This window comes from Aeromicrobium senzhongii, from assembly GCF_014334735.1.
Taxonomy (GTDB): Bacteria; Actinomycetota; Actinomycetes; order Propionibacteriales; family Nocardioidaceae; genus Aeromicrobium; species Aeromicrobium senzhongii.
The window spans coordinates 919,710-940,240 of record NZ_CP060587.1; the positions used below are offsets into that span (position 1 = coordinate 919,710).

Genomic DNA, 20,531 nt, shown 5'->3' on the forward strand with positions numbered 1-20,531 from the left:
GGAGGGGGAGAAGGTCATGACGAATCTTCTTCGCTGGGCTGTGGTGGCGATCCTCGTGCTGCACGGGTTCGTTCATCTGCTGGCTGCGGCCCAGCGGTTCGGGTGGGTCGACGACCCCATGCTCGCGCGGTCCCCGGGCCTCGGCGTCCTGTGGCTGGCCGCGGCGATCCTGTTGCTGGCGGCCGCCCTGCTCGCCGCCCTCGGCGCCCCCACCTGGTGGTGGCTGCTGGCGATTGTCGCCGCCGTGACGTCCGAGGCGGCGATCATGACGTCCTGGAGCGTCTCGAAGTCGGGCACCCTGGTGAACGTCCTGCTGATCTTCGTCGCGGTGTACTCGCTGCTGCTGCGCGGGCCGCCCAGCTTCCGGGCCCAGTGGCGGCGGCGGTCCAAGGAGGCGCTCGCCTCGGTGGCGCCCGATCCGAGGCCCTTGACCGAGGACGAGCTGGCCGGGCTGCCCGAGCCGCTGGCGGCGTACATCCGCCGCTCGCTGCGGCACGGGGAGCCGCGGGAGGCGACCCTCCACGCCCGGTTCCACGGCCGGATCCGCAGCGACCCGGACGGCGAGTGGATGCCGTTCCGGGGCCGGCAGGTGAACACGTTCGGCGACCACCCGACACGCACGTTCCTCATGATCGCGTCCCGCTCGGGCGTGCCCGTCACGGTCCTGCACTGCTTCGCGGACGGGCGGGCCACGATGCGGGCCAAGGTGCTGTCCCTGGTCACGGTGACCGACGCGGCCGGGCCGGAGATGGACCGCGCGGAGACGGTCACCGTCTTCAACGACCTCGTGGTCCTCGCGCCGGGCGCCATCGTCGACGCTCCCATCACGTGGACCTCCGTCGGCAAGCGGCAGGTCCGCGGTGTGTTCACCCTGGGAACCCAGAGCGTGTCGGCCGTCCTGACGTTCGACGAGCGCGACGACCTCGTCGACTTCGTCTCGGACGACCGGTCGCGGGCCTCGGCCGACGGCCGCTCCTTCACCCCGCAGACCTGGTCCACCCCGTTGCGCACCCACCGGGACGTGGAGGGCCTGCGGGTGCTGACCCGGGGAGCCGCGCGCTGGCTGGGGCCGGACGGATGGTTCACCTACATCGAGCTCGAGTACGACGAGATCACCTACAACGTGCACGAGGTGGAGACCGGCGCCGCCGCCGGTCCCGCGCTCCAAGGGCTGACGCCGGAGCGCGTCAGTCGGTCCGGGGAGACCGCGCACCGACGGCCGCGACGAGCAAGGTGATGAGCGCCGCGGCCAGGAGTCCGGCGCCCAGATGCCACGTCAGCAGGGCTGCCCCGGTTCCGGCGCCGGCCAGGATGAGCAGCACGGCCGCGGACCGGCGACCGCTGTCGGCACCCGTGCCGCCGCCCAGCACCGAGTCGGCCGCCAGTCCCGTCAGCGTCGAGGTGATCACGACGGTGGTCACGTCCTTGACCCCGATCAGGCGTGCCGTGGCGGCCTGCACCCCCATCGCGGTGCCGAGCAGGGTGCTGAGCGTCAACGCCACGGGCCGGGTGGGCTCGGGGTCGAGGAAGATCGCCACCGACAGTCCCATGATCACCACGCCGACCAGCACCAACAGCACGGTGGTGCGCCTTGACCAGCCCTTGGCTGCGCCCTTGAGCACGCGCCCACCGAATGCCGCGCCGACGAGGAAGCCGATCAGCGCGAGCGCTGGGCCGAGCACCGGCAGGTCCTCGGCGCCCGCGAGGCCCATGCCCAGGATGACCACGTTGCCGGTCATGTTCCCGGTGAACACCCGATCGAGTCCGAGGTATCCGACGGCGTCGATCATGCCGGTCGAGAACGTCAGCGCCAGCATGAGGATGAGGTGCTGGCGCTCGGCGGGCAGGCGTCGGATCACCTCTCGATCATGGTCCACATCGGCGACCGGAGTGTCATCGACGCGTCACGGCGGCGTTACACGACCTGCCTACGCTCGCGGGATGACCGTCCTGCACACCGGCGTCGGCCTGACGGGCAGGACGACCTACCTGCCCGCCTCCCTCGACCATGTCCTGTGGGGTCGGCTGCCGTGCGCGGCCGACCGGCCGGTGCTGACCGTCGATCCGGGTGACACGGTCGTGTTCGACACGATCAGCCACGAGGGGATCCTCGAGGACCAGGGCCGGGACCCTCGCGCGTTCTTCGAGCGGCACGGCGTGGACGTGCTCGACGACGCCGTGGCGCTGGCCCGCGCCGACGTCCCGCGGACCTTCGGGGTGGACGGCCCGCACGTCGTGACCGGACCGGTGGCCGTCCGCGGCGCCCGGGTGGGCGACCTGCTGGCGATGACCGTCGTCGGCGCGGTGCCCCGCGTGCCGTACGGGGTCGTCTCGAACCGTCACGGACGGGGGGCGCTGCCGGGGGAGTACCCCGCCACGGGCGACGTGATGAGCGTGTTCGCCCGCGCCGAGGACGGGTACGGGCACATCGCCTACGGGCCGGACGACGCCCGCACCGTGCGGTTCCCGCTGGCGCCGTTCCTGGGGATCATGGGGGTGGCGGTCGCCGGGGACGCGCGGCCGCACAGCGTCCCGCCGGGGCCGCACGGGGGCAACATCGACATCAACCTGCTGACCGCGGGATCGACGCTCTACCTGCCGGTCCAGGTCGACGGCGCACTCGCGTACGTGGGCGATCCCCACTTCGCGCAGGGCGACGGAGAAGTGGCGTTGACGGCGATGGAGGCCTCGCTGCGGGCCACGATCCGGTTCGACGTCGTCGCTCGCGAGGACGCGCTGCGCGAGTTCGGGGAGGTGGCTGGCCCGCTGGCCCGGACCAGCGAGTTCCTCGTGCCCACCGGCATGGACCCCGATCTCGACGTCGCGGTGCAGAACTGCGTGCGGGCCGCGATCGGCCTGCTGGTTGCGCGGTACGGGATGGATCCGGCGCACGCCTACGCGTACCTGAGCGCCGCGACGGACTTCAACATCAGCCAGGTGGTGGATCTCGTGAAAGGCGTGCACGCACGGATCCGGCTGGAGGACTTCCGATGACCCACGTACTCGGCGATCCCGCGCCGGACGGGTTGCTCGACGCCTTCTGGGCCTATGAGCGCGCCCTGATGTCCGACGACCTCGCGATGCTCGACCGGCTCTTCGCGCAGGGACACGACACCCTGCGCGGCGACGCGGCCGGGCTGCTCGTCGGTCACGACCAGATCAGCCGGTTCCGCGGCGGACGCGGCGGCGCACCGGCCCGCTCGGTGCTGCAGGTGCACGTCCGGTCGCTGAGTCCTGCGCATGCGCTCGTCGTCGCGATCACCGAACTGGAACGCGGGGGCCGCGGTCAGCAGACCCAGGTCTGGCGACGCGGCGTCGACGGGTGGCGGGTCATGGCCGCCCACGTGGCCGTGCCCGCCCCGGCATTCGACTCGCGCGTCTGGCGCGTCGTCGGCGACCCGCTGGCGCGGCCCACGGGCTCGGGGCCGCTCGACGGCGAGACCGTCGCCGTCAAGGACCTCTTCGCCGTCGCGGGACACCCGGTCGGCGCGGGGAACCCGGCGTGGCTGGACCAGGCCCGGGTCGAGCCGTCGGACGCGTGGGCGGTGCGCATGCTGACCGGAGGAGGCGCCGCGGTGCGCGGCATCGCGCGCACCGACGAGTTCGCCTACAGCCTGGCCGGCACCAACGCGCACCACGGCACGCCGCCCAACCCGCGCGCACCGGGGCGGATCGGCGGAGGATCGAGCTCCGGCTCGGCGAGCGCGGTCTCGCTGGGGCACGCGACGATCGGCCTGGGCACGGACACCGGTGGCTCGATCCGCGTGCCGGCGGCCTATCAGGGGCTGTACGGGCTGCGGACGACCCACGGGGCCGTCCCGACGGCAGGGGCCATGGCGCTGGCGCCCGCCTTCGACGCGGTCGGCTGGCTCACGCGGGACGCGGAGCTGCTCGCACGGGTCGGTGGAGTGCTGCTGCCCGACACGGCTCCGCGGCCGGTGCGCGAGGTCGTCGCCGTCCCCGAGCTCTGGGCCCTGGCCGAGCCGGACGTGGCCGACGCCGTCGCGGCGTTCGCCGAGGGCGAGTCGGCCCGGCAGGAGTCGTGGGACCTGACCGATCTGGAGTCCTGGCGCGAGGCGTTCCGCGTGCACCAGGCGGCGCAGGCGTGGGCCACGCACGGGTCGTGGCTGCGGAACCGGCTCGACGTGCTGGGACCCGACGTGCGGAGTCGGTTCGAGGCCGCCGCGCAGGTCACTCCCGACGAGGCGTCCGCCGCCGCCACCGGGGTGGCCGAGGCGCGACAGGCGATCCGCGACCTGGTCGGCGACCGGGTCGTCGTCCTACCCTCGGCGTCCTCGGTCGCCCCGGTCCTGGGCTCGGATCCGGGCCGGGTGCGCGATGCGACGATGCGCCTGACCTGCCTGGCAGGACTCGGGGGCCTTCCCGCGATCAGCATCCCGACCACCACGCAGGAAGGGCTGCCGTGCGGGGTGAGCCTGATCGCCGCGCCGGGCCGCGACCGCGACCTGCTGGCGTTCGCCGTCGATCACGCACAACGTTTACGCCCCTGAAACGATCGTTGCAGCTCGCGTAACACCGCCCACCTAGCGTCAGGGCGCATGGACCTCACCCGCTTCGACGAGGCCGACCCGGCCGCCGCCTCAGCGCTCGTTCGCGCGTGCGCCGCCGTCGAGTCGTGGGTCGACGCCGTCGTCGCGGGCCGACCGTACGGAAGCCTCGACGCCTTGCTCGACCGGGCGGACGCGCTGAGCGCCCGGTGGGGCGCGGCCGAGGTGGAGGAGGCCCTGGCGGACCACCCCCGCATCGGCGAGCGCCACCCCGGCTCGGGTGCCGGCGCCGGCCTGTCGCAGCAGGAGCAGTCGGGCGTCGACCGCTCGACGGACACGGTGGCGCGACTGGCCGAGGGCAATCGACGCTACGAGGACCGCTTCGGCCGCATCTTCCTGGTCCGGGCCGCCGGCCGTGACGCCGAGGAGATCCTCGAGCAGCTCGAGCGCCGGCTGGGCAACGACCCCGACACCGAGCTGGCGGTCACCGCCGGTCAGCTCCGCGAGATCGCCGCGCTGCGGCTGAAGGGATCGTTCTCATGACCACCCTGTCCACCCACGTCCTGGACTCCGCCCGCGGCCGGCCCGCCGCCGCGATCACGGTCACGCTCGACGGCGCCCGGACCCTCGAGACGGACGCCGACGGCCGGATCGCCTTCGACGGCGATCTCGCCGCGGGAGCCCACACGCTCGAGTACGCCACGGGGGACTGGTTCGCCGGTCAGTACCGCGACACGTTCTTCCCGTCGGTCCAGCTGACGTTCGAGGTCGAGCCCGATCGTCCCCACCTGCACGTGGCCCTGCTGCTCGGCCCGTTCTCCTACACCGCCTACCGAGGGAGCTGAGCATGGCGCACGGCGACATCGTCCTGGGACCCAACCAGTACGGCAAGGCGGAGGTCCGGCTGGTCCGGGTCACGCGCGACACCGACGTCCACCGCGTCGAGGACCTCAACGTCACGACCCAGCTGCGCGGCGACTTCGCCGACTGCCACACGGCGGGCGACAACAGTCACGTCGTGGCCACCGACACCCAGAAGAACACGGTCTACGCCTTCGCCCGCGAGCACGGGATCGGCTCGCCCGAGCAGTTCCTGACGACGCTGGGCCGGCACTTCGTCGACGGCTTCGAGCAGGTGACCGGCGGCCGCTGGGAGTCCCAGCTGTACGCCTGGGACCGGATCGCGGTCGACGGTCGGCCCCACGACCACGCCTTCCTGCGTGAGGGACGCGAGGTCCGCACGACGCTCGTGCAGACGGACGGCGCCGACACGTGGGTGCTCGCCGGGTTCGCCGACTGCACGGTCATGAAGACGACGGGCTCGGAGTTCCACGGCTTCCCACGCGACCGGTACACGACCCTGGCCGAGACCGACGACCGGATCCTGGCCACCTCGGTGACGGCGTGGTGGCGGTACACCTCGGCCGACCTCGGTGACTGGAACGAGCGTTACGCGGCGATCCGCGACGCCATGCTCGAGACCTTCGCGGGACTGCACTCGCTGGCCCTGCAGCAGACCATCTTCGCGATGGGTCGTGCGGTGCTCGAGCAGTTCCCGGAGGTCGCCGAGGTCAAGCTCTCGTGCCCCAACAAGCACCACTTCCTCGTCGACCTGGCGCCGTTCGGCCTGGACAACCCGAACGAGGTGTTCTTCGCCGCCGACCGCCCCTACGGACTGATCGAGGCGACCGTCCAGCGCGAGGGCGCCCCGGAGGCGCCCCGGGCCTGGGCCACCGTGGCGGGGTTCTGCTGAGCATGCGGCTCGATGCCATCCGTGGCCGCCAGGTGCTGGTCGACGGTGAGTTCCGGGCGGCGACGCTGCTGCTGCGCGACGGCCGGATCGCGGCGGTCCAGCCGTTCGGCGAGGTGGTCGACGGGGCCGTGCTGGACGCTCCGGACGGCACGTTCGTCCTGCCCGGCGTCGTCGACACGCACGTCCACGTCAACGAGCCGGGTCGCACCGAGTGGGAGGGGTTCCGGTCCGCCACCGAGGCGGCCGCCCGGGGTGGTGTGACGACGCTCGTCGACATGCCGTTGAACGCGATCCCGCCCACCACGACGGTCGAGAGCCTCGAGCTCAAGCGCGGGGCGGCGCAGGGGCAGTCGATCGTGGACGTCGGCTTCTGGGGCGGTGCGGTGCCCGGCAACGTGGCCGACCTCGAGCCGATGTGGGAGGCGGGCGTCTTCGGCTTCAAGTGCTTCCTGTCGCCGTCCGGTGTCGAGGAGTTCCCGCCGCTGGACCGCGACGAGTTCCTGGCCGCGCTGCGCGAGGTCGCCCGGTTCGACGGGCTGATGATCGTGCACGCGGAGGACGCCGCGATCCTCGCGCAGACGCCAGCCCTCTCCAGCCGGTCCTACCGCGACTTCGTGGCCTCGCGCCCGGACGCCTCCGAGGTCGCGGCGATCCGGCAGGTGATCGACGGCGCGCGCGAGACCGGGGCGCGGGTGCACGTGCTGCACCTGTCGAGCGCCCGGGCGCTCGATGTCATCGCCGACGCCAGGGCCGAAGGGCTGCGGCTCACGGTCGAGACCTGCCCGCACTACCTGTGCTTCAGCGCCGAGGAGATCCCGGACGCGGCCCCGGAGTTCGCGTGCTGCCCGCCGATCCGCGACAGCGGGAACCGCGACGCACTGTGGCAGGCGCTGGACGAGGGCCTGATCGACTGCGTCGTCAGCGACCACTCACCCTCGACGGCGGCCGAGAAGAGCCGCGGCGACGGCGACCTGCAGCAGGCGTGGGGTGGCGTCTCGGGGTTGCAGGTCGGGTTCGGCGCGGTCGCCCACGAGGCGGCGCGGCGTGGCATCGGCCCGGACCGGGTCAGCCGGTGGATGTCGCGGAACACCGCCGACCTGGTGGGCCTCGACCGCAAGGGTCGTCTGGAGGTGGGCGCCGATGCCGACGTGGCGATCCACGACCCGGCCGCGACCTGGCACGTCGACGCCGAGCGACTGGCGCACCGCAACCCCATCTCGGCCTATGACGGGATGCGCCTGGACGGCCGGGTCACCAGCACCGTCCTGCGCGGCCGCCTCGTCGCGGGGCACGACCTCGATCCCACGTTCGGGCGCCTGGTGTCCCGACCCGACCTCGGAGACGACCGATGACCAGCCTGCCCGTGAATCCGCCGCCGCGACTGCTGATGGGGCCTGGCCCGATCACGGCGGACCCACGCGTGCTGCGCGCGATGTCGGCCCAGCTGGTCGGCCAGTACGACCCCGCGATGACGGCGTACATGAACGAGACGATGGAGCTCTACCGGCGGGTCTACCGCACCCAGAACAAGCAGACCTTCCTCGTCGACGGCACGTCGCGCGCCGGCATCGAGGCCGCGCTGGTCTCCCTGCTCGAGCCCGGTGACCGAGTGCTCGTTCCGGTGTTCGGGCGGTTCGGTCACCTGCTGGCGGAGATCGGCCGGCGCTGCGGTGCCGAGGTCCACACGATCGAGACGCCCTGGGGCACGGTGTTCACGCCCGAGCTGATCGAGGAGGCCGTGGCGGCGGTGCGCCCGAAGGTGGTGGCCGTGGTCCACGGCGACACCGCCACCACGATGTGCCAGCCGCTCGACGACCTGGGCGAGATCTGCCGGCGCCACGACGCCCTGCTGTACTGCGATGCCACGGCGACCCTGGGGGGCAATCGGTTCGAGGTCGACGCGTGGGGGGTCGACGTCGCGACGGCGGGGTTGCAGAAGTGCCTCGGCGGGCCGGCGGGCAGCGCGCCGATCACGATCGGCGAGCGTGCCGTCCGGGTCATCGAGGGACGGCGTCACGTCGAGGCCGGGATCGCGGAGCCCGAGGACGTCGGGCACGGTGTGCCGATCGCCTCGAACTACCTCGATCTCGCCCAGATCATGGACTACTGGGGCCCGCGCCGGCTGAACCACCACACCGAGGCGACCACGATGCTCTACGGGGCTCGCGAGTGCGCACGGCTGCTGGTCGACGAGGGTCTCGACGTGGCGGTGGAGCGGCACCGCCTGCACGGTGCCGCCATGCTGGCCGGCGTCCGGGGACTGGGCCTGGAGGTGTTCGGCGACGTCGCGCACAAGATGCACAACGTCGTCGCGGTGCACATCCCCGAGGGAGTCGACGGCGACGGCGCCCGCGCGGCGTTGCTGCAGGACTTCGGGATCGAGATCGGGACCTCGTTCGGACCGCTCCACGGCAAGGTCTGGCGGATCGGCACCATGGGCCACAACGCCCGCAAGGACGCCGTGCTGGTCACCCTGGCCGCGCTCGAGCAGGTGCTGCGGGCGGCGGGGGTCCCGGTGACGGCCGGTGGCGGCGTCGGTGCGGCGCAGGAGGTCTACGCATGACGACCGCCGCCGAGGTCCTGGCCCGTTGTGCCGAGCTGGACCAGCACTCCGCACATCCCACGCACCTCGAGCGCGTGCACCTGACGCCCGAGCACGCGGCGGCCAACGCGCTCGTGGCCGGGTGGATGACCCGGGCCGGGCTGACCACGTGGCAGGACGCGGCCGGGAACCAGTACGGCCGGCGCGAGGGCCGTGCGCCGGGGTTGCCCGCGCTGCTGCTGGGCTCGCATCTCGACACGGTGCCGGACGCGGGCTCCTACGACGGGATGCTCGGGGTGGTTCTGGCCGTCGCCGTGGCCGAGCGACTGGGCGATCGGGTCGGGGACCTGCCCTTCGCGCTCGAGGTGGTCGGGTTCGGCGACGAGGAGGGAGCCCGGTTCGGCAAGGCCCTGCTGGGCAGCTGCGCCGTGGCGGGCACGTGGGATCCCGCCTGGTGGCGGCTGCGGGACGCGGACGGCACCACCCTGCGGCGGGCCTTCGCCGACTTCGGGCTCGACCCCGATCGCGTCGGCGAGGCGGCCCGTCGCCCCGAGGAGCTGGTCGGCTACCTCGAGGCGCACATCGAGCAGGGCCCGTACCTGGAGGAGGCGGACGCCTCGCTGGGCTACGTCACCGCGATCGCGGGCGCGCGGCGATTCGTGATCAGCGTCCTGGGCCAGGCCCGGCACGCCGGCGGCACGCCCTACGAGCGACGCAAGGACGCCCTGGTGGGTGCCGCCGAGTGCATCACCGCGGTCGAGCGGCTGGTGCGTCCCTCGGGGTGCATCGCGACCGTGGGCCGGATCGAGGCGCACCCCGGGGCGGTCAACGTCATCGCGGGCCGCGCCGACTTCACCCTGGACCTGCGGGCCGCGACCGACGAGGACCGCGACGCGATGTGGAAGCGACTGGAGGTCGAGCTGCAGGGGATCTGCGACGCGCGCGGTCTCGGACTGACGGTCGTCGAGACCCATCGCGCCCCCGCGATGCCCTGTGCGCCGTGGTTGACCGACGCCATCGTCGAGGGCATCGCCGCGGCGGCCGACCCCGACCCGATGGGGCTGTGGAGCCGGGCCGGCCACGACGCCATGGCGATCGGCGCGGTCACGGACGTGGCGATGCTCTTCGTCCGCTGCCACGACGGGATCAGCCACCACCCGGACGAGGACGTGCGCGAGATCGACGTCGCGCGGGCCCTCGACGCCCTGGAGCGGGCCGTGCTCGCGGTGGCCGAGCGGGTGGAGGGATGATGACCGACACGTCGGACGTGCGCCCCATCGAGTCGCGGATCGCGGAGCGCTACCCGACGCTCTCGCCCCAGGAGCGCCGGGCGGCCGATGCCCTGCTGGACCACCTGGACGACCTGGCGATCTATCGCGCGGCCGAGCTGGCCGAGCTGGCCGGCGTCTCCAAGGCGACGATGAGCCGGCTCTTCCGCCGGCTCGACTACGACGACTTCACGCAGGTGCGCGAGCAGCTGCGCACGATGCGCAGCTCGGGCGTGCCGGTCACGGTCGACGGTGCTCCCTCGGTCGAGCACCACGTCAGGGCCGAGACCGAGCACCTGCAACGGGTGCTGCACACGGCCGAGCCGGCCATCGAGCGCGCGGCGGAGCTGCTGGCGGCCAGCGCGTCGGTCACCGTCGTCGGGCTGCGCAACAGCTACCCGGTCGCGCTCCACCTGGCCCAGCAACTGGGCCAGGCACGCGCGCGCGTGCGTGTCTCGCCGGCGCCGGGTCAGTCGCTGTCCGACGATCTCGTGGGTCTCGGGCCGGAACACGCCGCCGTGGTGGTCGCGTTCCGGCGGCGGCCCCCGCAGGTGCCCGGGCTGCTGCGGCTGCTGCGCGAGGAGGGCACACCGGTCGTGCTGCTCGGCGACCCGTCCGGGCGACGGCTGGCGCGCCACGGCGACGTCTGGATCGAGTGCGGGGCGTCGACCCAGACCGCGTTCGACAGCTACGCGGCGGCGATGAGCGTCGTGGCGGCCCTGTCGGCGCGCGTGCTGGACCGGGTGGGCCCCGATGCCACGGCACGGGCGGCGGCGATCGACGCGTCCTACCGCCTCGTCGGCGAGATCGAGGCCGGGTGACCTGATGGACCTGCACACCGTCGAGACGTTCCGGGCGGCCGGGACCGACCTGCGCCTGGCTCCGGGCGAGACGTGGGTGGCCGGCGGCACCTGGCTGTTCTCCGAGCCGCAGCCCGGTGTGCGCGGCCTGGTCGACCTGACGGCTCTGGGCTGGCCGGCATGGGAGGAGCAACCCACCGGGGTGTCGATCGCGGCCACCTGCACCGTCGCCGAGCTGGTCGAGCGCGCGGAGACGTCCGACCTGCCGGCGTGGGCGGTCGCGCGCCCGTGCGCCGAGTCGCTCGTGATGTCGACCAAGATCTGGGGCGCGGCGACGGTGGGCGGAAATGTCTGCCTCGCGCTGCCGGCCGGTGCGATGACGTCGCTGCTGGCGGGACTGGGTGCCACGGCGGTCGTGCTCGGGACGGCGGGGGAGCGCCGCGAACCGGTGGCCGACCTGGTGCGCGGGGTGCGGCGGACCTCCCTGGCCCCCGGCGAGGTGGTGCGGTCCTTCGAGATCGACCGCGAGGTGCTCGCCCGTCCGGCCGCCTTCCGGCGCTTCGCGCTCACCGACATGGGCCGGTCCGGCGGTGTCGTCATCGGCCGGTCCGTGGGCGACCGCGTCCTCGTGACGATCACCGGCGCGACCCGGCGCCCGTGGGTCCTCGACGTCGATCGCGGTTCCGTCGACGAGGTCCTGGGCCTGGTCGGCCGGTGGTACGACGACCCCCACGGTGCCCCGGACTGGCGCCGGGCCCAGACCCGCCGGTGCGTGCACGAGATCCTCGAGGAGCTGTCATGACCCGCATCAACGGGACCCCCGTCGACACGTCGCCCCGGCCGGGCCAGTGCCTGCGCACGTTCCTGCGCGAGCACGGGGGAACCGAGGTCAAGAAGGGCTGCGACGCCGGGGACTGCGGCGCCTGCACGGTGCTGTTGGACGGGAAGGCCGTGCACTCGTGCGTGACGCCGGCCGTGCGAGCCGTGGGTCACGAGGTCACCACGGTCGCGGGCCTCGGTGCGCCGGATGCGCTGCACGACGTCCAGCGCCGGTTCGTCGACGCGGCCGGGTTCCAGTGCGGGTTCTGCACCGCCGGCATGGTCGTCACGGCCGCGGCCCTCGACGAGGGTCTGGAGGACCGCGAGCCCCGGTGCCGGGCGATGAAGGGCAATCTGTGCCGTTGCACGGGATACCGCGCGATCCACGATGCCCTCGTGGGGAACGTCAACGTGCAGACCCCGCAGGACGGGCAGGCCTTCGGCACGTCGACGCGGTCGCCCGCGGCGGAGCGGATCGTCAGCGGACAGGAGCCGTACACGCTCGACCTCCCGGCCCCCGAGGGCCTGTTGCACGTGGCGGTGCTGGGCAGTCCGCACGCCCACGCCCGCATCGTGAGCATCGACGCGCGCCGCGCGGCCGCGCTCGACGGCGTGCACCTCGTGCTGACGCACCACGACGTCCCGGGCGTCCTGTACTCCACCGGTCGTCACGAGAACCGGCTCGACGACCCGGACGACACGCGGATCCTCGACCCGGTGCTGCGCTTCCACGGGCAGCGGGTCGCGGTCGCGGTGGCCGAGACCGTCGCGCTGGCGCAGGCCGCACTGGCGCTGGTCGAGGTCGAGTACGAGCCGCTGCCGGCCGTCTTCGACCCTGAGGAGGCGCGACGTCCCGGCGCCCCCGTGCTGCACGGTGACAAGGACCCGGCCGAGTCCCGCGTCGCCGACCCGTCCCGCAACGTCGTCGCCCAGTTGCACGACGAGCACGGGGACGTCGAGACGGCACTGGCCTCGGCGCACGCGACGGTGTCGGGCACGTGGCGGACCGGACGGGTCTCGCACGCCCAGTTGGAGACCCACGGCGGCCTGGGTTGGCTGGACGACGACGGCACGCTCGTGGTGCGCACCAGCACGCAGGTGCCGTTCCTGGTGCGGGCCGAGCTGGCCCGGTTGTTCGACCTGCCGGCCGAGCGGGTGCGGGTCATCGCCGCCCGCGTCGGGGGCGGCTTCGGCGGCAAGCAGGAGCTGCTCGTCGAGGACCTGATCGCGCTGGCGGTGCTGCGCACCGGGCGTCCGGTCCAGTACGAGCTCAGCCGTGAGGACCAGTTCACGATCGTGCCGTGCCGACACCCGATGCGGGTCGAGGTCGCGCTGGGCGCGGACGCCGACGGCCACCTGGTCGCGATGAAGCTCGACGTCCTGACCGACACCGGTGCGTACGGCAACCACGCGATCGGCGTGATGTTCCACGGCTGTCACGAGTCGGTGGCGCAGTACCGCTGCCCGAACAAGCGGGTGGACGCCGAGGCGGTCTACACGAACCAGCTGCCCTCAGGTGCGTTCCGCGGTTACGGGCTGGGTCAGGTGATGTTCGGACTCGAGTCGGCGATGGACGAGTTGGCGCGCGAGCTGGGGATCGACCCGCTCGAGCTCCGTCGCCGCAACGCCGTCGTGCCCGGCGATCCCTTCGTCGTGACGTCGGCCGAGCAGGGCGACCTGCAGTACGGGGGCTCGTACGGCCTGGACCAGTGCATCGACCTCGTGGACGAGGCGTTGGCGTCCGGACGAGGCCTCCCGGCGCCCGCGGGATGGCCCACCGGCCGCGGCGTCGCCATGGCGATGATCGCGACGATCCCGCCGCGCGGGCACTTCTCGCACGTCACCGTCTCGGTCGACCCGTACGGCGTCTACACGGTGGCGGTGGGCACGGCCGAGTTCGGCAACGGCACCACGACGGTGCACGTCCAGCTCGTCGCGACCGAGCTGGGCACGACGCCCGACCGCGTCCGGGTGCTGCAGAGCGACACCGCGTCCTCCGGCTACGACACGGGCGCGTTCGGGTCCACGGGCTCGGTGGTCGCGGGTCGCGCCGTGCAGACCGCGGCCGAGCGCCTGCACGCGGAGCTCCTGACCCTCGCGGCACGGGCCGCGGGCGTCGACAGCGGCCACTGCGCGATCCGTCGAGACGGAGTCCTGCTGCCGGACGGGACGCTCGTGCCGTTCGCGCGGATCGCGCCCGAAGGGCTGACTGCCGACGGCAGCCACGACGGCACGCCGCGGTCGGTCGCGTTCAACGTGCACGGCTTCCGGGTCGCCGTCGACCCGGCCACGGGCGAGGTCCGGATCCTGCAGTCGGTGCACGCCGCCGACGCGGGTGTGGTCATCAACCCCGAGCAGCTGCGCGGCCAGATCGAGGGCGGCGTGGCGCAGGGGATCGGCTCGGCGCTGCAGGAGGAGATCGTGGTGGACGACGGGATCGTGGTCACCCGGACCTTCCGCAACTACCGCGTCCCGCAGATGGCCGACGTCCCGCACACCGAGGTGCTCCTGGCCCAGACCGTCGACGCACTCGGCCCGCGAGGGGCGAAGTCGATGAGCGAGGCGCCCTACAACCCTGTGGCCCCCGCGCTGGCGAACGCGATCACCGAGGCGATCGGCGTGCGGCCGAGGGAGCTGCCGATGACCCGGGACCGGGTGTGGCGACTGGCGCAGCAGGTCAGCGGTGCAGGGGACCGCCGGTCCGACTGAGCGGGAGACCGGTCGCCCCGTGCTGGACGGCGAGGACCTCGGCGAGGATGGCCACGGCCGTGTGCTCGGGCGTCGAGCCGCCGAGGTCGAGCCCGATCGGCGAGCGCAGCCGCGCGATCTCGGCGGTCGTGGCCCCCAGCTCGCGGAGCGCCTCGACCCGGCGCTCGTGCGTGGCGCGCGAGCCCATCGCGCCGACGTACCCCGCGCCGGCACGCAGTGCGGCGAGGATCGCGGGGGTGTCGTGCCCGAGGTCGTGCCCCAGGACGCAGATCGCGTCGTCGGGCGCCCAGCCCCGCTCGGCGATCCACGCGCCGGGAGGGCCGACGACGACCGCGGTCGCGTCGGGGAAGCGCTCCTTCGTCGCGAACGTGGCGCGGTGGTCCAGGACGGTCACGGCGAAGCCGGTGCGCGCGGCCAGGGCGCCCAGTGCCACACCGAACTCGACCGCGCCGACGACGACGAGGTGGCGTGGCCGGCGCACGGAGAGCGTCACCACCGGGTCGTCGGCGCAGCCCCGGCCGAGGGCGTCCAGCGACAGGGTCGCGTCCAACCCGGCGGCGGCGCGCTCGACCTGGTGCCAGGCCGCGTCGTCGAGCGCGGCGACGTCGCTGATGAGGACCTCGACGGTGCCCCCGCACATCAGGCCCGGCTCCAGCCAGTCGCCCACGCCGTAGCGGCGCCGTCGGGCCGGTCCGCCCGCGAGGACCTGCTCGCACTCCGCCACCAGGTCGGCCTCGACGCACCCGCCCGAGACGCTGCCGGCGACGCGACCGGTGTCGTCGACGGCCAGGGCGGCGCCGACGCCCCGCGGGGCGCTGCCGTCCACGGCGACCAGGGTGGCCACCGCGACCCGGCGGCCCTCGGCCGACCAGGCTCGAAGGGTGGTGGCGATCTGCAGCATGGGGCGACACTAAGAGACGCGTGTTTCATGCGGGGGACGGCGACGAAACGGACAGGAAACACCCGCTTGCGACGATGACCGTCCGCCCCGTCCCGAAGGAGCTCCATGACGCGACAGCACGACATCCGGTGGTTGGGGACGGCGATCGACCTCGCCGTCGAGAACGTCGACGCCGGCGGCGGGCCCTTCGCCGCCCTGGTCGTCCGCGGGGACGAGCTGATCGCGACGGGCCGGAACCGGGTCACCCCGGACGTCGACCCCAGCGCCCACGCCGAGGTGGTCGCGATCCGTGCCGCGTGCCGCGAGATCGGCGATTTCTCGCTGGCAGGACTGACCTTGTACACGTCGTGCGAGCCGTGTCCGATGTGCCTGGCGACCTCGCTGTGGGCCCGGGTCGACCGGGTCGTCTACGCCGCCGACCGTGACGACGCGGCGCGCGGCGGCTTCGACGATCGCGAGTTCTACGACCTGTTCGCCCGGGATCGGTCGACGTGGCCGACGGCGGTGGTGGAGGCCCGTCCGGCCGACGCCGAGCGACCGTTCACCACGTGGCTGTCCAAGGCCGACCGCGTCCCTTACTGACCGCCGAGGATTAACGCCCACGTAATCGGCTGCGTCGAGACGTGAAACGAACCGCTCATAGCGTCACGGCCTGACACGGGGGTTTCGTCGCAGCGGTCGAACAGGTCGCTCGGACTAGGGAGTTCACACCATGAAGATGTCGTTCCGTCGAGGTCATGGCGCGCGGTGGGCCGTCGCGCTGTCGGCCGCAGCACTCACTCTGGCCGCGTGCGGCTCCGACTCCGAGGACTCGGGTTCGGGTTCGGGTGGAGAGGCCGACTTCGGCGCGCTGACCGTGCAGCTGTCGTGGGTCAAGAACGCCGAGTTCGCGGGTGAGTTCATGGCCGACTCCAAGGGCTACTTCGCCGACGCCGGCTTCTCCAGCGTGAAGCTCAACGCCGGCCCGGGCGCGACCGAGAACCTGGTGGCGTCGGGCAAGGCCGACTTCGGCCTGACGAACGCCGTGACCGCCGCCCAGGTGATCACGCAGGAGGACGCGCCGCTGAAGATCATCGGCACGACCTACCAGAAGAACCCCTTCACGATCCTGTCGCGCAAGGACACGGGCAACATCGCGACCCCCGCCGACCTCAAGGGCAAGAAGATCGGCGTGCAGGCCGGCGGCAACGAGATCCTGTTCAAGGCGCTGCTGTCCGCGAACGACATCAAGGAGGACGAGGTCACGATCGTCCCCGTCGAGTACGACCCGGCGCCGCTGGTCAACAAGGAGGTCGACGGGTTCGTCGCGTACCTGACCAACGAGTCGATTCTGGTCGCGTCGCAGGGCATCGAGGTCACCAACCTGCCCTTCGCCGACAACGGGCTGCCGTTCGTCGCCGAGTCGATCATCGCGACCGACCAGACCATCGAGGAGGAGCCCGAGATGGTCAAGGCGTTCCTCGAGGCCGAGATCAAGGGCTGGAAGGACGCGTGCGCGGACCTCGAGGCCGGCGCGAAGCTCGCCGTCGACGAGTACGGCAAGGACCTCAAGCTCGAGCTGCCCAAGGAGATCGAGCAGAACACCGTGCAGTGCGAGGACCTCATCAACACCGACGAGACCGCGACGAACGGCATCTTCACGATCAGCGACGAGTTGCTGGCCGAGAACCTGAAGTCGCTGGCCGGTGCCGGCATCGACGTCGAGGCCGACGAGGTCTTCGACCTGTCGCTGCTGGACGAGCTCTACGAGGAGAAGCCCGACCTCAAGGGCTGACGGATCGATGAGCACGCCCGAAGTGCTGGCCGCGTCCGGTGCCGTGGGAGCCGATGGCTCCCTCGGCACCGGCGTCCGCCTGCAGAACCTGACCAAGACGTTCACGATGGGGCGCAAGAGCGTCACCGCGTTGGACGACGCCACCCTCTTCACCGACCGGGGCAGCTTCCTGTCGCTGCTGGGACCGTCGGGCTGCGGCAAGTCCACGATCCTGCGCATCCTGGCGGGTCTGGAGAAGCCGACCAGCGGCACGGCGCTCGTCGACGGGAAGTCGCCGCTGGAGCTGCGTCGCAACCACGAGCTGGGCATCGCCTTCCAGGACTCGGCGCTCCTGCCGTGGCGCAGCGTGCTGTCGAACGTCCGGCTGCCGTTCGAGGTCTCGGGCCGCACGGCCGACGAGGCGCTCGTGGCCGAGCTGATCAAGCTGGTCGGGCTCGAGGGGTTCGAGAAGGCCAAGCCGGCGCAGCTCTCGGGCGGCATGCGCCAGCGCGTCTCGATCGCCCGGGCGCTCGTGGTCAAGCCCTCGGTGCTGCTGCTGGACGAGCCGTTCGGTGCGCTCGACGACATGACACGCCAGCGGCTCAACATCGAGCTGCTGCGGATCTGGACCGAGAAGCCCGCGACGACGCTCATGGTCACGCACGGCATCTCCGAGGCGATCTTCCTGTCCGACCAGGTCGCGGTGATGAGCGCGCGCCCCGGACGGGTCGTCGAGGTCATCGACGTCGACCTGCCCCGCCCGCGCGTGCCGGAGATGATGCGCACGCCCGAGTTCCACGCGCTGCACGACCGGGCCTCGGAGCTGCTGTTCGGAGCGCACGGAGTGGCCGCCGATGGCCAGTGAGTCCCGGACGAGGACCGTCCTCACCGGCTCGATCGGTCTCGGGGCGATCGTGCTGGTGTGGGCCGTGGCCGCCGCGACGGTGTTCGCGGACAAGGCGATCCCGACGCCGTGGGGCGTGATCACCGGGTTCGCCGACGACGGCTTCGAGTTCTACCGGAGCAACTTCACCGGCACGGTGACCGAGGCGGCCATCGGCTTCTTCTGGGGCAACCTGATCGCCTTGGCGCTCGCGGCCGTGGTGCTGCTGGTGCCGCTCTTCGAGAAGGTCGTCACGCAGATCGCGGTGATCAGCTATTGCGTCCCGGTCGTGGCGGTCGTCCCGATCCTCTACATCATCCTGGGGCCGCCGGAGACGCCCACCGATCCGTCGCCCACGGCGGTCGTCCTCGCGGGTGTCTCGGTGTTCTTCACGACCGTCGTCGGGGCGGTGCTCGGCTTCCGGTCCGCCGACCCGACGAGCCTCGACGTCGTCAGCGTGTACGGCGGCGGACGCTGGAAGCAGATGACGAAGGTGCAGCTCATGTCGGCGGTGCCGGCGATCATCTCGGCGCTGCAGGTCGCTGCGCCGGCGGCGTTCCTCGGCGCGATCCTGGGCGAGTACATCGGCGGCCTCGACCGCGGCGTCGGGCCGGCGTTGGTCAACGCCCAGCAGAGCCTCGACGTCGAGCGCGCCTGGGGGATCATGTTCGTCTGCGCGCTGGTCGCGGGTCTGGCCTACGCGATCCTGGGCCTGGTCGGCCGGATCTTCGCCTCGTGGTCGGCGGGGACGTCGATCCCGGGTTCCTCGTGGCTCCGGGGAGGGACGGCGTGAGCGCGGCGGCTCCGGTCCGCGAGAGCGTCGCGCTGACGATCGGTCGCGGGGTGGCCCGCGCTCTCGGCAACGCCCTGCTGGTCGTCGTCATGGTCTACCTGCTGTGGATCCTGGTCGTGGGGCTGGTCGACAACCCCTTCGTGGCGAAGGGTCCCGGCGACGTCGCCGAGTACCTGATCACCGGCGACGACGCCGCCCAGCACCGCTCCGAGGTGATGGAGCAGCTGATGGTGACGCTGCGCGACGCGGCGATCGGATTCACCGCGGGCATGCTCGCGGCAATCCTGCTGGCCGGCGCGATCGTGCTGTCGCGTGGCGTCGAGTCCACGGTCATGCCGGTCGCGATGATCCTGCGCGCGGTGCCGCTGATCGCCCTCGCGCCCGTGATCCGGCTGATCTTCGGCCGGGGGATCTCGACGGTGGCGGTGATGAGCGGCATCGTCGTGCTGTTCCCGGCGCTCGTCGGCATCGTGTTCGGGCTGCGCTCGTCGAGCAAGCAGATGCACGACGTCGTGCAGGTCTACGGCGGCAGTGAGCGCGACGTCCTGTTCAAGGTCTCGTTCCCGTCGGCACTGCCCTCGCTCTTCGCGGCGATCCGGATCTCGGTGCCGGGCGCCATCACCGGCGCTCTGATCGCCGAGTGGCTCGCCACCGGGAAGGGCATCGGGTACGCCGTGGTGTCCGCGGCCGGGCAGTCCAAGAACAACGAGGTCTGGGCGCTGGTCATCGTCGTGACGCTCGTGTCGCTGCTGCTCTACACGCTTGCGCAGGTGCTGGAGACGTTCGTGCTGGCGCGGTACGGCAAGGACGCGGGCCGTGCCTGACCGGTCGGTCGGCATCGTGCTGGCCGCGGGGGAGGGGCGCCGGTACGGCATGCCCAAGGCGCTCGCCCGAGCGTCCGACGGGAGGCCGTGGTGCGCGCGGGCGGTCGACACCCTGGTGGAGGGCGGCTGCGACGAGGTGGTCGTCGTCCTCGGGGCGATGGCCGAGACGGCACTGCACCTGGTCCCTGCGCACGCCGAGGTGGTGCTGGCACGGGACTGGGCGGACGGTCCGGCCGCGTCCCTGCGTGCCGGGCTCGCCGCGTGCGGTGCCGAGGTCGCGGTCGTGACCCTCGTGGACCTCCCGGATCTGACACCTCGGTCCGTGGCGCGCCTACTGGCAGGAGCGGACGTCACGACGGTCGCCCGGGCGACCTACGGCGGACGGCCCGGCCATCCCGTGGTGATCGGCCGGCAGCACTGGCCGGTGTTCACCGACGACCGACGGCCCGGCGAGGTGCTGGCCGCGCTGGGCGCGGCGTCGGTGGACTGCAGCGCACTCGGCGGCGGTGACGACATCGACCACCGCCCCCGAGATTTGCTCTGAGTCTCACCTTTCATCTCCCGCGAAAGGTGGAATGCGGAGCACATCTGGGGACGTCAGCTCTCGGGATCGGGGATGAACTCGCGCACCTCGAGGACGCAGCGGCACGCGGCCGCGAACGTGGCCGCCCACTCCAGGGCGTCCTCGAGCGACTCGACGTCGACCACGCCGAGGCCCGCGAGGTGGCTGTGGCGTTGGGGGTCGGGGCCGTCGGCGACCGTGCCGTCCGGGTAGACGACGGTCGAGAGCTCGTGGTGCATCAGCCCGCCGCCCAGGACCCAGGCGTCGGCCGCCCGGGCCTGCTCGACCGCGGCATGGGCCGCCGCGACCACCGCGGGGATCTCCTCCTCCGGGATGTCCATCGCGCCCTCGGCGAACGAGATCAGGAACTTGGACATGCTCAGTCCTTCCGATCGTCCCCCGCCGGCCGGTTCGGG

21 protein-coding genes are annotated in these 20,531 nt (G+C 72.6%); 18 read left to right on the forward strand and 3 right to left on the reverse strand.

Annotated elements, in window-relative coordinates:
- Window positions 1-16 precede the first annotated feature (16 nt).
- Window positions 17-1,237 (forward strand): DUF6544 family protein, encoded by a 1,221-nt coding sequence (locus tag H9L21_RS04700; RefSeq protein ID WP_154595480.1) that lies wholly within the window; start codon window positions 17-19, stop codon window positions 1,235-1,237.
- Here H9L21_RS04700 and H9L21_RS04705 read toward each other — a convergent pair.
- Window positions 1,188-1,859, reverse strand: a complete 672-nt coding sequence (locus tag H9L21_RS04705) for a YoaK family protein (RefSeq protein WP_255467333.1) — start codon at window positions 1,857-1,859, stop codon at window positions 1,188-1,190. The genes H9L21_RS04700 and H9L21_RS04705 overlap by 50 nt on opposite strands.
- A gap of 82 nt (window positions 1,860-1,941) precedes the next feature.
- On the opposite strand from H9L21_RS04705, the gene H9L21_RS04710 reads away from it, so the two are divergent.
- From H9L21_RS04710 to H9L21_RS04760, 11 genes are read left to right on the forward strand one after another with little or no spacing between them, the layout of a single operon-like run.
- Window positions 1,942-2,994: an acetamidase/formamidase family protein gene (locus tag H9L21_RS04710; RefSeq protein WP_154595479.1), complete on the forward strand. Its 1,053-nt coding sequence runs from the start codon at window positions 1,942-1,944 to the stop codon at window positions 2,992-2,994.
- Complete coding sequence (locus H9L21_RS04715; protein ID WP_154595478.1) at window positions 2,991-4,511, forward strand: AtzH-like domain-containing protein; 1,521 nt, start codon at window positions 2,991-2,993, stop codon at window positions 4,509-4,511. The genes H9L21_RS04710 and H9L21_RS04715 overlap by 4 nt, the downstream gene beginning before the upstream one ends.
- 48 nt (window positions 4,512-4,559) lie before the next feature.
- On the forward strand, window positions 4,560-5,051 hold the full coding sequence (gene uraD, locus H9L21_RS04720) for a 2-oxo-4-hydroxy-4-carboxy-5-ureidoimidazoline decarboxylase (protein ID WP_154595477.1): 492 nt from the start codon (window positions 4,560-4,562) through the stop codon (window positions 5,049-5,051).
- Complete coding sequence (gene uraH / locus H9L21_RS04725) at window positions 5,048-5,353, forward strand: hydroxyisourate hydrolase (protein WP_154595476.1); 306 nt, start codon at window positions 5,048-5,050, stop codon at window positions 5,351-5,353. Before uraD ends, uraH begins: the two co-directional genes overlap by 4 nt.
- Window positions 5,354-5,355: 2 nt before the next feature.
- Window positions 5,356-6,261: a factor-independent urate hydroxylase gene (pucL, locus tag H9L21_RS04730; protein ID WP_154595475.1), complete on the forward strand. Its 906-nt coding sequence runs from the start codon at window positions 5,356-5,358 to the stop codon at window positions 6,259-6,261.
- A gap of 2 nt (window positions 6,262-6,263) precedes the next feature.
- Window positions 6,264-7,613 carry an allantoinase AllB gene (allB, locus tag H9L21_RS04735; protein WP_154595474.1) on the forward strand — a complete coding sequence of 450 codons (1,350 nt, stop codon included), beginning with the start codon at window positions 6,264-6,266 and terminating at the stop codon, window positions 7,611-7,613.
- Window positions 7,610-8,824 (forward strand): pyridoxal-phosphate-dependent aminotransferase family protein, encoded by a 1,215-nt coding sequence (locus H9L21_RS04740; RefSeq protein ID WP_222865854.1) that lies wholly within the window; start codon window positions 7,610-7,612, stop codon window positions 8,822-8,824. Before allB ends, H9L21_RS04740 begins: the two co-directional genes overlap by 4 nt.
- Window positions 8,821-10,053: an allantoate amidohydrolase gene (locus H9L21_RS04745; RefSeq protein WP_154595473.1), complete on the forward strand. Its 1,233-nt coding sequence runs from the start codon at window positions 8,821-8,823 to the stop codon at window positions 10,051-10,053. Before H9L21_RS04740 ends, H9L21_RS04745 begins: the two co-directional genes overlap by 4 nt.
- Entirely contained in the window at window positions 10,050-10,892 is an 843-nt protein-coding gene (locus H9L21_RS04750; protein ID WP_154595472.1) for a MurR/RpiR family transcriptional regulator, read from the forward strand. The genes H9L21_RS04745 and H9L21_RS04750 overlap by 4 nt, the downstream gene beginning before the upstream one ends.
- Window positions 10,893-10,896: 4 nt before the next feature.
- Window positions 10,897-11,673, forward strand: coding sequence for an FAD binding domain-containing protein (locus H9L21_RS04755; protein ID WP_154595471.1), 777 nt, complete (start codon window positions 10,897-10,899; stop codon window positions 11,671-11,673).
- Complete coding sequence (locus H9L21_RS04760) at window positions 11,670-14,399, forward strand: molybdopterin-dependent oxidoreductase (protein WP_154595470.1); 2,730 nt, start codon at window positions 11,670-11,672, stop codon at window positions 14,397-14,399. Before H9L21_RS04755 ends, H9L21_RS04760 begins: the two co-directional genes overlap by 4 nt.
- On the opposite strand, the gene H9L21_RS04765 is transcribed toward H9L21_RS04760, so the two are convergent.
- A complete protein-coding gene (locus H9L21_RS04765) occupies window positions 14,368-15,300 on the reverse strand; it encodes an XdhC family protein (protein WP_154595469.1) in 933 nt (310 codons plus the stop codon). The two genes, H9L21_RS04760 and H9L21_RS04765, sit on opposite strands and share 32 nt — an antisense overlap.
- Window positions 15,301-15,405: 105 nt before the next feature.
- On the opposite strand from H9L21_RS04765, the gene H9L21_RS04770 reads away from it, so the two are divergent.
- The 6 genes from H9L21_RS04770 to H9L21_RS04795 all read left to right on the forward strand — a co-directional run bounded on the left by H9L21_RS04770 (window position 15,406) and on the right by H9L21_RS04795 (window position 20,097).
- On the forward strand, window positions 15,406-15,882 hold the full coding sequence (locus tag H9L21_RS04770) for a nucleoside deaminase (protein WP_154595468.1): 477 nt from the start codon (window positions 15,406-15,408) through the stop codon (window positions 15,880-15,882).
- A gap of 130 nt (window positions 15,883-16,012) precedes the next feature.
- Window positions 16,013-17,074, forward strand: a complete 1,062-nt coding sequence (locus tag H9L21_RS04775; protein WP_154595467.1) for an ABC transporter substrate-binding protein — start codon at window positions 16,013-16,015, stop codon at window positions 17,072-17,074.
- 7 nt (window positions 17,075-17,081) lie between these two features.
- Complete coding sequence (locus tag H9L21_RS04780; RefSeq protein ID WP_154595466.1) at window positions 17,082-17,918, forward strand: ABC transporter ATP-binding protein; 837 nt, start codon at window positions 17,082-17,084, stop codon at window positions 17,916-17,918.
- Window positions 17,908-18,729 (forward strand): ABC transporter permease, encoded by an 822-nt coding sequence (locus tag H9L21_RS04785; protein WP_154595465.1) that lies wholly within the window; start codon window positions 17,908-17,910, stop codon window positions 18,727-18,729. Before H9L21_RS04780 ends, H9L21_RS04785 begins: the two co-directional genes overlap by 11 nt.
- Entirely contained in the window at window positions 18,726-19,553 is an 828-nt protein-coding gene (locus tag H9L21_RS04790; RefSeq protein ID WP_222865855.1) for an ABC transporter permease, read from the forward strand. The genes H9L21_RS04785 and H9L21_RS04790 overlap by 4 nt, the downstream gene beginning before the upstream one ends.
- Window positions 19,546-20,097: a nucleotidyltransferase family protein gene (locus H9L21_RS04795; RefSeq protein WP_255467334.1), complete on the forward strand. Its 552-nt coding sequence runs from the start codon at window positions 19,546-19,548 to the stop codon at window positions 20,095-20,097. The genes H9L21_RS04790 and H9L21_RS04795 overlap by 8 nt, the downstream gene beginning before the upstream one ends.
- 53 nt (window positions 20,098-20,150) lie before the next feature.
- Here the strand turns inward: H9L21_RS04795 and H9L21_RS04800 are convergent, their stop codons facing one another.
- Window positions 20,151-20,492 (reverse strand): YciI family protein, encoded by a 342-nt coding sequence (locus H9L21_RS04800; protein ID WP_154595464.1) that lies wholly within the window; start codon window positions 20,490-20,492, stop codon window positions 20,151-20,153.
- Window positions 20,493-20,531 lie beyond the last annotated feature (39 nt).

Coding starts and splice junctions, on each gene's coding strand:
- H9L21_RS04710 (WP_154595479.1), top strand. CDS start 1,942: ATGACCGTCCTGCACACCGGCGTCGGCCTGACGGGCAGGACGACCTAC.
- pucL (WP_154595475.1), top strand. CDS start 5,356: ATGGCGCACGGCGACATCGTCCTGGGACCCAACCAGTACGGCAAGGCG.
- H9L21_RS04780 (WP_154595466.1), top strand. CDS start 17,082: ATGAGCACGCCCGAAGTGCTGGCCGCGTCCGGTGCCGTGGGAGCCGAT.
- H9L21_RS04775 (WP_154595467.1), top strand. CDS start 16,013: ATGAAGATGTCGTTCCGTCGAGGTCATGGCGCGCGGTGGGCCGTCGCG.
- H9L21_RS04715 (WP_154595478.1), top strand. CDS start 2,991: ATGACCCACGTACTCGGCGATCCCGCGCCGGACGGGTTGCTCGACGCC.
- H9L21_RS04800 (WP_154595464.1), bottom strand. CDS start 20,492: ATGTCCAAGTTCCTGATCTCGTTCGCCGAGGGCGCGATGGACATCCCG.
- H9L21_RS04700 (WP_154595480.1), top strand. CDS start 17: ATGACGAATCTTCTTCGCTGGGCTGTGGTGGCGATCCTCGTGCTGCAC.
- H9L21_RS04785 (WP_154595465.1), top strand. CDS start 17,908: ATGGCCAGTGAGTCCCGGACGAGGACCGTCCTCACCGGCTCGATCGGT.
- allB (WP_154595474.1), top strand. CDS start 6,264: ATGCGGCTCGATGCCATCCGTGGCCGCCAGGTGCTGGTCGACGGTGAG.
- H9L21_RS04770 (WP_154595468.1), top strand. CDS start 15,406: ATGACGCGACAGCACGACATCCGGTGGTTGGGGACGGCGATCGACCTC.
- uraH (WP_154595476.1), top strand. CDS start 5,048: ATGACCACCCTGTCCACCCACGTCCTGGACTCCGCCCGCGGCCGGCCC.
- H9L21_RS04745 (WP_154595473.1), top strand. CDS start 8,821: ATGACGACCGCCGCCGAGGTCCTGGCCCGTTGTGCCGAGCTGGACCAG.
- H9L21_RS04740 (WP_222865854.1), top strand. CDS start 7,610: ATGACCAGCCTGCCCGTGAATCCGCCGCCGCGACTGCTGATGGGGCCT.
- H9L21_RS04760 (WP_154595470.1), top strand. CDS start 11,670: ATGACCCGCATCAACGGGACCCCCGTCGACACGTCGCCCCGGCCGGGC.
- H9L21_RS04765 (WP_154595469.1), bottom strand. CDS start 15,300: ATGCTGCAGATCGCCACCACCCTTCGAGCCTGGTCGGCCGAGGGCCGC.
- H9L21_RS04750 (WP_154595472.1), top strand. CDS start 10,050: ATGATGACCGACACGTCGGACGTGCGCCCCATCGAGTCGCGGATCGCG.
- uraD (WP_154595477.1), top strand. CDS start 4,560: ATGGACCTCACCCGCTTCGACGAGGCCGACCCGGCCGCCGCCTCAGCG.
- H9L21_RS04755 (WP_154595471.1), top strand. CDS start 10,897: ATGGACCTGCACACCGTCGAGACGTTCCGGGCGGCCGGGACCGACCTG.